Origin of the sequence: Niallia sp. RD1 (assembly GCF_024219955.1) — a bacterium.
Taxonomy (GTDB): Bacteria; Bacillota; Bacilli; order Bacillales; family Cytobacillaceae; genus Niallia; species Niallia alba.
In genome coordinates, this window is the sequence record NZ_CP100420.1 from 1,781,567 (window position 1) to 1,794,322 (window position 12,756).

At 38.0% G+C, this 12,756-nt stretch carries 14 protein-coding genes; all 14 read left to right on the forward strand.

Annotated elements, in window-relative coordinates; genetic code table 11:
* Positions 1-91: 91 nt before the first annotated feature.
* Positions 92-1,051, forward strand: a complete 960-nt coding sequence (locus NKG37_RS08445) for an ABC transporter substrate-binding protein (protein ID WP_212119545.1) — start codon at positions 92-94, stop codon at positions 1,049-1,051.
* A complete protein-coding gene (locus tag NKG37_RS08450; RefSeq protein ID WP_254416071.1) occupies positions 1,038-2,069 on the forward strand; it encodes a FecCD family ABC transporter permease in 1,032 nt (343 codons plus the stop codon). Before NKG37_RS08445 ends, NKG37_RS08450 begins: the two co-directional genes overlap by 14 nt.
* Positions 2,070-2,074: 5 nt before the next feature.
* Positions 2,075-3,541, forward strand: a complete 1,467-nt coding sequence (locus NKG37_RS08455; protein ID WP_224427834.1) for a heme ABC transporter ATP-binding protein — start codon at positions 2,075-2,077, stop codon at positions 3,539-3,541.
* Positions 3,538-4,500: an adenosylcobinamide-phosphate synthase CbiB gene (cbiB, locus tag NKG37_RS08460; RefSeq protein WP_016201266.1), complete on the forward strand. Its 963-nt coding sequence runs from the start codon at positions 3,538-3,540 to the stop codon at positions 4,498-4,500. The genes NKG37_RS08455 and cbiB overlap by 4 nt, the downstream gene beginning before the upstream one ends.
* Positions 4,475-5,566 carry a threonine-phosphate decarboxylase CobD gene (gene cobD, locus NKG37_RS08465; RefSeq protein WP_254416072.1) on the forward strand — a complete coding sequence of 364 codons (1,092 nt, stop codon included), beginning with the start codon at positions 4,475-4,477 and terminating at the stop codon, positions 5,564-5,566. The genes cbiB and cobD overlap by 26 nt, the downstream gene beginning before the upstream one ends.
* The gene (locus NKG37_RS08470) at positions 5,536-6,093 is read left to right on the forward strand and encodes a bifunctional adenosylcobinamide kinase/adenosylcobinamide-phosphate guanylyltransferase (RefSeq protein ID WP_169187732.1); all 558 of its coding nucleotides are present in this window, start codon (positions 5,536-5,538) and stop codon (positions 6,091-6,093) included. Before cobD ends, NKG37_RS08470 begins: the two co-directional genes overlap by 31 nt.
* Positions 6,090-7,586 carry a cobyric acid synthase gene (locus NKG37_RS08475; protein WP_254416073.1) on the forward strand — a complete coding sequence of 499 codons (1,497 nt, stop codon included), beginning with the start codon at positions 6,090-6,092 and terminating at the stop codon, positions 7,584-7,586. The genes NKG37_RS08470 and NKG37_RS08475 overlap by 4 nt, the downstream gene beginning before the upstream one ends.
* Position 7,587: 1 nt before the next feature.
* Positions 7,588-8,382, forward strand: a complete 795-nt coding sequence (gene cobS / locus NKG37_RS08480; RefSeq protein WP_254416074.1) for an adenosylcobinamide-GDP ribazoletransferase — start codon at positions 7,588-7,590, stop codon at positions 8,380-8,382.
* The gene (locus NKG37_RS08485; protein WP_254416075.1) at positions 8,340-8,966 is read left to right on the forward strand and encodes a histidine phosphatase family protein; all 627 of its coding nucleotides are present in this window, start codon (positions 8,340-8,342) and stop codon (positions 8,964-8,966) included. Before cobS ends, NKG37_RS08485 begins: the two co-directional genes overlap by 43 nt.
* Positions 8,915-9,358, forward strand: coding sequence for a bifunctional adenosylcobinamide kinase/adenosylcobinamide-phosphate guanylyltransferase (locus NKG37_RS08490; RefSeq protein WP_254416076.1), 444 nt, complete (start codon positions 8,915-8,917; stop codon positions 9,356-9,358). Before NKG37_RS08485 ends, NKG37_RS08490 begins: the two co-directional genes overlap by 52 nt.
* Before the next feature lie 291 nt (positions 9,359-9,649).
* Positions 9,650-10,249 carry a cob(I)yrinic acid a,c-diamide adenosyltransferase gene (locus tag NKG37_RS08495; RefSeq protein ID WP_169187735.1) on the forward strand — a complete coding sequence of 200 codons (600 nt, stop codon included), beginning with the start codon at positions 9,650-9,652 and terminating at the stop codon, positions 10,247-10,249.
* On the forward strand, positions 10,230-10,715 hold the full coding sequence (locus NKG37_RS08500) for an ECF transporter S component (protein ID WP_016201259.1): 486 nt from the start codon (positions 10,230-10,232) through the stop codon (positions 10,713-10,715). The genes NKG37_RS08495 and NKG37_RS08500 overlap by 20 nt, the downstream gene beginning before the upstream one ends.
* A complete protein-coding gene (locus NKG37_RS08505) occupies positions 10,712-11,425 on the forward strand; it encodes a hypothetical protein (RefSeq protein WP_016201258.1) in 714 nt (237 codons plus the stop codon). The genes NKG37_RS08500 and NKG37_RS08505 overlap by 4 nt, the downstream gene beginning before the upstream one ends.
* Positions 11,426-11,655: 230 nt before the next feature.
* Positions 11,656-12,729 carry a D-alanine--D-alanine ligase gene (locus NKG37_RS08510; RefSeq protein ID WP_016201257.1) on the forward strand — a complete coding sequence of 358 codons (1,074 nt, stop codon included), beginning with the start codon at positions 11,656-11,658 and terminating at the stop codon, positions 12,727-12,729.
* The last annotated feature ends 27 nt before the right edge of the window (positions 12,730-12,756 follow it).

Here is a 12,756-nt window from a genome sequence, read left to right on the forward strand (position 1 = left end):
AAATAATTTTGAAGACATCCCAACATCTCTATGGTCGATAATAGAGATGTTTTTTATTTTTCCCATATTTTAATTAGGAAGGTGAACAGAGATGAAAAAGTTTTATTCCTTATTTCTAGCAATGATGCTCGTCTTGGGTGTGCTTGCTGGATGTGGAGAAACGAAGACAGAAGATAATATAAATAGCGGGCAATCTACTACAGAAGAGGCTAGCTTTCCAGTAACCATTAAGGACGCCTCAGATCAAGAGGTAGTGATTGATGAAAAGCCAGAAAAACTAGTTTCTTTAATGCCTAGTAATACAGAAATTGTATTTGCATTAGGATTAGGGGATGAGTTAGTAGGTGTCAGTGATTATGATAACTATCCAGCAGAAGCAGCTGAAAAAGAGAAAGTTGGCGGGATGGAATTTAATGTAGAGAAAATAATCTCTCTAAATCCAGATGTGGTATTAGCACATGCATCTAGTGCCCATAACTCAACAGAAGGATTGCAGCAAATCCGCGATGCTGGTATTGATGTAGTTGTTGTAAATGATGCAGCGAATTTCGAAGACGTCTATGGAAGCATTGATATGATTGGACAAGCTACGGGAACGACAAAGGAAGCAGAACAACTTGTTGCAGATATGAAGGAGAAATTAGCTGATATCAAGGAAAAAGCAGCTACCATTTCTGATAGTAACAAAAAATCTGTTTACATAGAAGTAAGCGAAGATCCTTTGTTTACGACTGGTAAAAATACATTTATGCAAGAAATGCTGGATACTATTAATGCAAGCAATGTTTTTTCTGAAGAAGGCTGGATTCAAGTGGATCAAGAGGCGGTAATTGCGGCTAATCCAGATGTCATTATTACTACTTATGGAGCCTACGCGAAAGAAAAACCAATTGATCAAATTAGTTCGAGAAAAGGGTGGGAAGATATTACCGCTGTTAAAGAAAAGCAAATAGTAGATGTCGATTCTGACATGGTAACTCGTTCTGGTCCTCGTTTAGTTGAAGGAGTAGAAGCAATTGCAGAAGCGGTGTACCCAGATGTTTTTAAATAAAAGAAAAGCGGCTTATTTTTATGCCGCTTTTTTTCTCCTTTTCACGATGGTGATTGGTATATCGATCGGAACAATCTCTGTTCCCATTTTATCTGTAATAAAAATACTAACAAGTTATTTAGGACCAGATAGCTTAGTAAACAATGTCGATCCGATGCATGTAAATATCGTCCAAAATATTCGTCTACCTAGAGTGTTATTGGCAGGTCTTGTCGGAGCAAGTCTTTCGATCGCTGGAGCTGCCTTCCAAGGGTTATTAAGAAATCCATTGGCAGACCCGTATACGCTGGGCGTTTCATCTGGTGCATCTGTTGGAGCAGTAATTACTTTGTTTTTTCAGTTTAGTATTCCTATTCTTGGCGGTCTTACTTTGCCATTTATGAGTGTATTATTTTCTTTTTTGACCATTATATTTGTAGTCTTTTTTGCTAAGAAAATGGATCCCGCAATGCGAGTGGAAACAATTATACTAACTGGAATTATTATTGGTTCTTTCTTAAGCGCGTTCATTTCTCTAATGATTGCATTAACAGGAAACGAACTTCGGCAAATTATTGGGTGGTTACTTGGAAGTGTATCGATGAGAGGATGGGAATATATCAGAATTTTTCTGCCATTCTTTCTTGTTGGAACAGGTCTTCTTCTTTCGCAAGGAAAAGAGTTAAATGCTTTAGCATTTGGGGAGGAAAGGGCTCAGCATTTAGGAATTCATGTGCAAAGAAGAAAAATGATTATTTTGCTAGCTGGATCCATGCTTACTGGTGCAGCCGTCGCAGTATCTGGGACGATTGGTTTCGTAGGCCTTGTGATACCTCACTTTGTTCGAATACTCGTAGGTCCTGATCACAGACATTTAATGGGCATTTCTCTGTTTGTCGGTAGTGGATTTATGATTTTGGCTGATTTACTAGCTAGAACGATAATTACTCCAACTGAACTTCCAATTGGAGTAATTACGGCAATAGTCGGTGCTCCAGTATTTGCTGGTTTATTGCTGAGAAGACGGAAAAGGAGTTAAAAAAGATGCTCGATATAAGGAATCTCTTTTTTCAATATGAAACAAAAAAGATCCTACAAGATATTTCCTTTAAGGTGAAAAAGGGAGAAATGGTAGGAATTCTTGGTCCAAATGGTAGTGGGAAAACAACCTTAATGAAAGTTATCAGTGGTATTTTAACACCACAAAAGGGACAGGTTCATATAAAAGATAAACCAATTAATGATTATAAAACAAAAGAATTAGCGAAGGTAGTTGCTGTCCTGTCTCAGCACGTGAATGAGTCTTTTTCCTATACAGTTCGGGAAATCGTTTCATTAGGAAGATATGCGCATCAGTCTGGTTTGTTTCAATCAAGGAGTGCGAGGGATGAGGAAATGGTTAATCAGGTTATGCAGCAAACAGGTGTCCTTACATTTCAAGATAAATCGATTCATGAATTATCTGGCGGTGAGAAACAGCGTGTGTATTTAGCGCAAGCCTTGGCTCAAGAGCCGGAAATTATACTTTTAGATGAACCTACCAACCATTTGGATTTATCCTTTCAAAAGGATTTATTGGATAACTTAAGAGAATGGAGTAAGAAAAGGGATTTAACGATTATTTGTATTTTTCACGATTTAAACTTGGCAGGCTTATATTGTGACCGACTGCTTTTATTACATGATGGAAAAGTAGAAGTAGACGCTGCTCCTTCTGCTGTATTACAAGAGAACAGGGTGAAGAAAATCTATCAAACTGATATTAAGAGGACGTTTCATCCGATCCGCCCAGCTCCTCAAATGGCGCTAGTACCTAGAAAGATAGAGAGACATAAGCGAGAAGTGGATCCTTCTGCTATTACGATTACTTCCGAACGAGTCGAAGTGAGAGTTCCGGTTCCGCTCTACACGCTTTCTTCTGGCGTTGTCGGGGCAGGAATGGGATGGTATAAAGGCTTTGTGAATCGACATGTAGATAAGACATATCGCTGTGAAGATTATCGAGAGGATATGGAGGAATATTTACTTCGAAATGGATTTATTCCATCAGAAACAGTAGGAATGATGACTGCTGTTTATACGGAAGATGCCACATTTCAATTTATTAAGCGAGAGGGATTTTCTGTATTGCTTGTTGTAACAGCAGGGGTTGGGAATGCAGTCGATGCAGCACATAGCAGCGAACACTCGTCCTTCTTACATCCAGGAACAATTAATATTTGGATTTTTGTTAATGGAAAAATATCGGAGCAGGCATTCTTGCAAAGTGTGATTACTGCAACGGAAGCAAAGGCAGCTGTCTTGCGAGATCGAAAGATAAAAGATCAGGAAACAGGAACGATTGCAACAGGCACTTCAACAGACAGTATACTGGTGGCCGCTACACAAGAGGGGAATTATTTAGAATTTGCCGGTACGATCACATCACTCGGAAAATGTGTGGCGGAAGGTGTTTATAACTGCATAACAGAAGCACTAGATAAAAGAGAAAGAAGGTTATCTCAAGAATGATTGGTCATTTAATTAGCATTACATTTGCCATTATCTTAGATAAGCTAATTGGTGATCCGCCTAGCCTGCCACATCCTGTAAAAGGAATGGGGAAGTTGATTTCTTTTCTAGATCAGAGATTCAATCATGGTAAAAATCGAAGAGTGAAGGGATTATGGATGTTAGTTATGGTTCTATTGATTACCTTTCTGGCTAGCTTTTTTCTTGTATACATTAGCTACCAGCTCCATTGGTGGGTCGGGGTAATAGTAGAGGCTTTGCTTATTGCAACAACAATCGCTCAAAAAAGTCTTAAGGATGCGGCACTAGAGGTATATGAACCGTTAGAAGTAAATAATTTAGCGCTAGCACGACTAAAGCTTTCGTATATTGTAGGGAGAGATACTGAGCGATTAGGGGAAGCGGAAATAGTGCGGGCAACGGTTGAGACAGTTGCAGAGAATACGAGTGATGGAATTACTGCCCCACTATTTTGGGCATTTATTGGAGGAGCGCCATTAAGCCTTGTATACAGGGCTATCAATACATGTGACAGTATGGTTGGCTATAAGAATGAGAAGTACAGGGATTTTGGTTATTTCTCTGCAAAGTGCGATGACTTGGTTAACTATTTCCCTAGTCGCATTACAGCAATGCTTATACTCTTATTTAGTCATTGCCCATTCTATCGTAAACGAGAAGCCTGGAAGTCATTATTCCAAGATGCAAAGAAGCATCCTTCCCCAAACAGCGGCTGGGGAGAAGCTGTGACCGCTATTATTCTTGGGGTACAGCTTGGAGGCATTAATTATTACCGTGGGAAAAAGTCGGATAGAGCCAGGATGGGAAAAGCATTACAGCCCCTTAATAACAGTCATATTATAGCAGCAACAAAAATCGCGGAGAAAGCAGTCATATGGTTTTATCTTTTTTTATGTATCGGAGGGATAGGATTTGAATTGGCCTATGCATGGAGCTAACCCACAGTATTTATATGAACGTGCAAGTATAGAGATGCCAGAAAATGCGCTTGATTTTAGTGCGAATATTAATCCATTAGGTCCACCGCCTATCCTATTAGACAAGTGGGAAGAACTATTTCAGACTGTCCATCTATACCCAGACCCTTTTGCTAGTCGTTTAAAGGAGAAAATTTCGGAACTGCATGGAGTTCATCCAAAGCAACTTTTGATTGGTAACGGAGCTGCCGAAATTATTTCCTTACTGGGTAGAATCCTTGCAGGAAAAAAAGTATTATTGTTGCAACCTGCTTTCTCTGAATATGAAGAGGTATGTCGTATTAATGCTTGTGCAATCTCCCATCATTATTTAGCAGCAGAAAATGATTGGGAGCTATCTCCTTCAGTATTGAAGAAGGAGATTTCCAAAATGGATGCGGTATTTTTATGTAATCCCAATAACCCCACAGGTACATTTTATCCAAAACAGATTATAGAAGAGATGTTAGTTATTTGTGAACAAAATAATTGTTATTTAATTCTTGATGAGGCTTTCTACGATTTTGTTCAGGACTATGAAGATATGGTTCCTCTATTAAAACAATATTCGAAGCTCATTATTTTGCGATCATTGACTAAAATGTACAGTATTCCAGGAATACGTCTTGGATATGTTTTCGCATCAAAGCAAGTTATCGAGCAGTTACAACATTTTCAATCTCAATGGAGTATTAATGGAATTGCTTTACAGGTTGGCGAATTATTAATCGATCAAGAAGAGTTCCAACAAAAAACGCAAACCATTGTACAAATAGAAAAGAAAAAGTTATACAATTTTTTTATAAAAGAGCAATTCATGCACTCAGAATCAGCAGCTAATTATTATTTATTAAGAGACCCACTGTTTATTGATCAAAAGGAGCTGCTTACTTTCTTATTAAATAATGGCATCATTGCAAGACATACATATAATTACCCAAGTCTAGAAGGAAAATGGCTAAGATTTGCCGTTAAAAGCAAAGAAGAAAATCAGCAACTGCAAGGAGTGTTAACTAAATGGAGACAAGTTCATCCATCATCTTTGTAACTGGTGGCGTAAGAAGTGGAAAATCTTCTTTTGCAGAAAGCTTGGCGATCGAATATGCAAGGAAAGAAAGAGGCGATTTGTATTATATAGCTACTTCTCTTAATACAGACGCTGAGATGCAAGAAAGAATAGAACGGCATCAACAGATAAGAAAGATGCACAAGGTGAAGTGGAAAAGCATGGAACAGTCAGCAGATATCGGCGAATTGACGGGAATATTTTCAAAAAGGGACGTTGTGTTACTTGATTGTTTAACGTTATTAGTAAATAATGAGCTTTTTTTTAAAGATCAGCCGCAAGATTTAATAGAGGGTAAGTTGAAAAAAGAAATAGTCGAGTTAAGCCGGACTTGTCGATATTTTATCCTTGTTAGTAATGAAGTGACGTATGAACCGTTAAGCGATCCGTTTGTACAGAAGTATTGCCGGATACTAAATCGACTTCATCTTTTTCTCGTACAATATGCCAAAGAGGCTTACTTAGTGGAAAGTGGAATCGTACAAAGGAAGAAGGGAGAAGCAGGATGAAGGGTGTGATGATACAAGGGACTTCCTCGGATGTTGGGAAAAGTCTGATTGCTACTGCTTTATGCCGTATCTTGGCAAACAAGGGAATAAAGGTAGCGCCATTTAAATCACAAAACATGTCTAATAATTCCTATGTAACAATGGATGGAAAAGAAATTGGCCGAGCCCAGGGAATTCAAGCGGAAGCTGCAAAGGTGGAAGCAACAGTTTGGATGAATCCAATCCTCCTAAAGCCAAGATCTGATTCGCAATCAGAGGTTGTCCTCCTTGGAGAAGCAACTACTACTCTTTCTGGTAGAGACTATCGGGAACAGTTTTATCAAAAAGGAATTCGCGTTATTCAAAAAAGCCTAGAATATCTGCATAGTCACTATGAGATGGTGATTATGGAAGGCGCAGGAAGCCCGGTGGAAATTAATTTAAAAGACAGAGAACTTGTAAATATGAAAGTTGCTGAGCTGGCCGATATTCCAGTAATTCTTGTAGCTGATATTGATCGTGGTGGTGTATTTGCCAGTATTATCGGTACACTTGCTTTGTTTTCTGAGCAGGAACGAAGAAGGGTAAAAGGCATCATTATTAATAAATTCCGAGGGGATCAATCGCTTTTTGAAGACGGGGTTCGCTGGTTGGAAGAAAAGACAGGCATTCCTGTTCTTGGAGTCCTTCCTTTTATTCATGACCATATGATTGAAGGGGAGGACTCATTGTCTATTCGGGAGAAAAGATTGGCCAATACGGAAGAAATAATAGATTTAGCAGTAGTCAACAATCGTTATTTATCAAATTTTACAGATATAGAACCATTCTTTTTTGAACAAGATGTTAGCGTCCGACTTGTCCATAAAGGAGAAGATTTAGGAAATCCAGATGCAGTCATTCTTCCAGGTACGAAAAGTACAATTGCTGATTTGGAAGCGATGAAAAGGAGTGGATTGGCTGATCAAATTAAAAATTATTATGCCAAAGGCGGCAGAGTAATAGGATTATGCGGTGGCTATCAAATGCTTTGTACAGTCTTGAAGGATCCCCATGGGACGGATACAGGAATAATAAACGAGGAAATAGAAGGCATAGGTCTGATCCCGGCGACAACGACCTTTGAAAAGAAAAAACAAACGATTCGAGTGGAAGGCACCTATCATCCATATACGGAGTTAGCATGTGAAAAGGTCGAAGGTTATGAGATTCATTTAGGAAAAACAGAATATATCTCTAAGGAAAGATGTCCGTTTCTATGGCTGGATAGCAGAGAAGAAGGCTATTATCGAGAAAACGGAAGATTGATAGGTACTTATATGCATCACCTATTCTATAATGATGTGTTTCGCAATACATGGTTAGATCAAATTCGTTTGCAAAAAGGACTGCCAAAACGAAAACCGCTAGTTATGCAGGAACAGAAGGATAAACGCTTTGACGTGCTTGCAGATGAGATAAAAAAACACTTGGATTGGGAAAAAGTAATGGATATCCTTCAGGCTGGTGATTAGGATGAAAAAATGGATGATTGGATTTCTATTAAATATTCAATTCTTTACAGCAATACCAGTTAGGGTAGTACTTCCAATGGAAAGGGAGTATGTTCAAAAAAGTATAAAAACATTTCCACTGCTTGGTCTTTTCCAAGGTTTTATTTATGTGAGTATCTTCTTTTTATTAAATGAATATACCCCCTTTTCAGCTCTTGCAGTAGCCTTTTTTGTTTGGCTTAGTATGATTTTGTTAACAGGGGGGCTTCATTTAGACGGCTGGATGGATGCAAGCGATGCCTACTTTTCTTATCAAGATACCAATAAAAGATTAGCGATTATGAAAGATCCGCATGTTGGTGCATTTGGGCTCTTATCTGTCATTGTTTTATTATGTGCAAAATTTCTTTTTATCTATGAAATAGTGACACATATGCAGGAGTTCACTTATCTTTTTGTACTGCTTCTTCCATTTTTCTCTAAAACGGTAATGGGCTGGATCTTATTGTTTGTTCAGGAAGCGAAGAAGGACGGGCTAGGAGCATATTTCAAAAAGTCTGTGCAAGGACAGCGGACCTTTTTTTATAATAGTTATTTTGGTCTTGTTTTGCTAGTTTTCTTATTGCTTTTTCCGCAATGGCTACCACTATTTTTTTTGTTTCTTTTCATAAGCATAGGCTGCTACTTTTTATTAAGTCGATTTATGAAGCGGGCCTTTGGAGGACTAACAGGCGACTTATTAGGAGCAAGTGTAGAAGGGACGGAGTTAGTATTATGGGCGACACTATGGTTATTGCATTATTTCGTCATGGTCTAACAGCAGAAAATGAACGGAAAGCGTATATAGGATGGACGGATGCTCCTTTAAGCGAAAATGGAAGAGACAAGCTTCAAGAAAAAGGGAGACCGATTCCTGAGTATGAATGGATTTGTACCAGTGATCTAGTACGAGCAAAGGAGACAGCAGCTTATTGGTTTCCAGATCAAAAGTTGTGGAGAAAGGCTTGTTTTCGTGAAATCAATTTTGGAGATTGGGAAGGGCGAACATATGAAGAATTGAAATCTCTTCCTGATTACCGTAATTGGCTGAATGCTCCATTTAAGGTTTCCGCAACTAATGGAGAATCCTTTAAAGAGATGGCTCAGCGAGTGGAAGAGGGCTGGGAGAGTCTAATGAAGCGAACAGAACAGCATCATCGTATAGCGATTGTCACACATGGCGGCGTTATTCGTTATTTGCTTAGTGTATATGGGGCTGAAATAAAGAATTTCTGGGACTACACCATACAGCCAGGAGAAGGCATAGAGCTAATATGGTCGAGAAAAGAAAGCTTTAGGAGGAAGGAAAGATGCACTTTATTACAGGAGGTAGCCTTCACGGGAAAAAAAGCTGGGCATTAACGTTTGCAAAGGAACAAGGTTTTGTAAATGGAAAGGTAATTCGTTTATTTGACGCAAAGAAGATAGATATCGAAAGTGACAAAGAGCAGTCTACTGATTTTTATATTATGGATGGTCTAGAGTGGATGATTAAACATCGTCTTCAGGAGGAATCATTGGAACAAACGATAGTTTATATGAAAACCTTAGTGGAAGAGCTACTTCAATGGGAAAGGATAGAGAAAAATAGATGTGTGTTTTTAATTGGTAGTGACATTACGAAAGGCATCGTTCCTATTGATAAAGAAGATCGGATGTGGCGTGATGCTACAGGGCTTATTTTTCAGCAGATCGTTAAAAAAGCAGATAGAGTGGATGTTATATGGTATGGATTAAATGAGCGATTGAAATAGCAGTATAGGGTTTGATTTGGGGGATATAGGAAAGTTTGATATTGCAGAAGTTTTGAGCGAAAAAAGTGATTATAAGTAGGATGAAAGCCAAAAAGCATAGCCTCAAAGGGAAAAGCGGTGTTCATAAGCAGAATGAAAGCCAAAAAGCATAGCCTCAAAGAGAAAAGTGGTGTTCATAAGTAAACTGAAAGCCAAAATCCGCAGCTCAACAAGCAAAAAAGTGTCATTAACTAACATAAAGCCAATAAACCTAGCCTTACACAAAAATAAAAACGGAAAGTGGGATATCAGATGCGTATCTATACAAAAACGGGAGATAAAGGGGAAACAAGTATTATAGGAGGAAGAGTAGCAAAGGATGATATTCGAGTAGAAGCTTATGGAACGGTGGATGAATTAAATTCTTTCGTAGGATTAACAGTCGCACAATTAGACGGAGAGCAATTCGTTGATATAAAAGAAGACCTGGAAAAAATTCAGCATGAATTATTTGACTGTGGGGGAGATTTAGCGAGTGTTTCATCAAGAAGACCGCTTAAATTAACAGAAGATGCTATTTACTATTTAGAGGAGAGAATTGATGCTTTTATAGAGGAAACTCCAGATCTTGAGCGCTTTATTCTTCCTGGTGGAACAGAGGCAGCAGCAACTGTTCATATTGCACGAACAGTGACGAGAAGGGCAGAACGATTAGTTGTCACGTTAGGGAAGACAAAGGAGGATATTTCAGACTTACCGTTAAAATACTTAAATAGACTTTCAGATTACTTTTTTGCGTTAGCAAGAGTAATTAATTATAGAAGTAATGTGGCTGATGTGGAATATGTTCGTAGTGCAAAAGTATTTCGAACAAGTAAAAAGGGAGAGAAAAATGAAGGGAAAGAAGATTAATATCCTAGCCATTTTTATCGCTATATCGGTCGTTGGTGCATTTATAAAAATTCCGAGTTTTATTGGAAGTGTGGCGCTTGATAGTTTTCCAAGTTTAATTGCAGGAGTGTTTTTTGGTGGATTGGCAGGAGGCATGGTAGCGGCTTTTGGTCATCTTGTTTCAGCCCTTATAGGGGGACTTCCACTTGGAATGTTTCATTTATTTATTGCGCTTGAAATGTTTATTCTTGTTGTTATGTATACGAAAATCTATCATATGGGAAATAAAATTGTCTCTTATTTATTCTTTGTGTTAGCAAACGCAGCGATTCTTCCACTTCCATTTTTATGGCTTCTAGGAAAAGGGTTTTACATTTCAATGGTTCCAGTACTATTGATTGGTGCAGTATTAAATGGGATTATTGCACAGTTGTTAATGCCAAGACTAGAGCGTTTCAGAAGAGTATGGGGTGAGGTCAAGCAATGAGAGATGTGCAAATTGTTCCTTGGAATAAAAAAGAAGAGCTAGTTATTAGTGTAGATAATAGTGGTGGAATTGGACAAAAAGAGGGAGATATAGTTTTTGCGTCCTATGATATTGTTTCTTATTTTTCCTTTAGAGTAGCTGTAATGGAGTGCATAGCTGCAGGAGGAGTTCCCGTTTCTATTGTTTTGCAGAACTTTTGTGGAGATCCCGCTTGGCATCAGCTTGTTTCTGGTATACATAAAGGTATAAACGAACTAAATTTAAATAGTGAGATTGGAATAACGGGAAGTACCGAAAGTAACTTTTCATTACAGCAATCTGCAGTAAGTTTAACCATTATTGGAAAAAGGAAAGCAGGTTCAAGGGAGCTATCGATTTCCAATGGGAAAATAGCTGTTATTGGAAGTCCGCTTGTCGGAGAAGAAGTAATTTTACAAGGGGAAAGAGTAGTTCCATTAGCAATATTTATGCAATTGGCGAAGAATTATAATTATCGAATACAGCCTGTAGGTTCTAAAGGTATTCTTTATGAATTGGGTCAGTTAAAGGGAACACTGTTTAAGAAGGAAGAAGTGATATGCTCACTTGATCTCTTAAAATCAGCAGGACCTGCTACATGCTTTATTGTAGAGTATGAAAAAGAAGCAGAACTAAAGAGAATAGCGGGTTCCTATTTTCATGAAGTGATTATTACTCAGCGCTCTAATTAAAAAAGCGCAAGCGAGGAGAAAAATTTAAATGAATAAGCTTCATTTTAGCCCTTTTTTCATATGGTAATAAGAGTTAAAATGGAAAAGGATTATCTGGCTTTAGCACCTGTCTATTACAGGAATATGTGTTTTTGATTAAATTGTTATTTGACTTACATGTTTTATTTTTAAAGGTATGATTCTAGTGGTAGAATAAACAAGTGCATTGATTAAATGGAGGTAAACTCATAATGAAAAAGAAACTTGGATTATTATATGGCGGAAAATCTGCTGAACATAAAGTTAGTATGCAAACGGCGATGGCTGTAATTAAAGCGTTAGATACGGATAAATATGATATTCACCCGATTTACATATCTGAGAGTGGTGAATGGGTGCGTGGACCACAATTAATGGGACCAGTTGAAAATGTAAAAGAGCTTGCGTTCCATTCACATGAGCAAATTGGTTCAAATGCTCTTTCTACTACTCTTTTCCAAGCAAATGATGAGGCTACCTTAGACGTGATTTTTCCATTGCTTCACGGACCAAATGGAGAAGATGGAACAGTACAAGGATTGTTGGAACTATTAAATCTTCCTTATGTGGGGAATGGTGTTCTAGCATCTTCTGCTGGGATGGATAAAGTAATTATGAAGAATATTTTTGAAGTAGCTGGACTAAATCAAGTAAAATATAATTCTTTTATCCGCAGTGATTGGCAAAGTGATAAGGATGCAGCGTATGATCGCGTAGAAAAAGAATTAGGCTTTCCTTGTTTTGTTAAGCCGGCTAATCTTGGTTCAAGTGTAGGAATTAGTAAATGTACGACAAGAGAAGAATTAGAGACGGCTTTTATCGAGGCATTCCAATTTGACCGCAAAATAATCGTGGAAGAAGGCTTAACAGCAAGAGAAATTGAAGTAGGGGTGCTAGGAAATGATCATCCTGAAGTTTCTGTAGCTGGCGAAATTGTTCCGAAAAAAGATTTTTATGATTATAAAGCAAAATATGAAGATGGAGACACGGCTTTAATTATTCCTGCAGAAATCACGGAAATGGAGTATGCAGCTATTAAAGAAGATGCAATTAAAGCATTTAAAGCACTTGATTGTTCTGGCCTTGTCCGTGCAGATTTCTTCTTAACAAAAGAAGGAAAAGTTTACATTAATGAAGTGAATACAATGCCTGGATTTACACCATTCAGCATGTTCCCATTATTATGGAAACATACAGGTTTAGAATATGATGCTCTTATCAATAAATTAGTGGATCTTGCTGTAGAAAGACATACAGAAAAACAAAATATTAAATATACGATCTAATAGAGAGAATAAGAAAAGGAGAGGTGA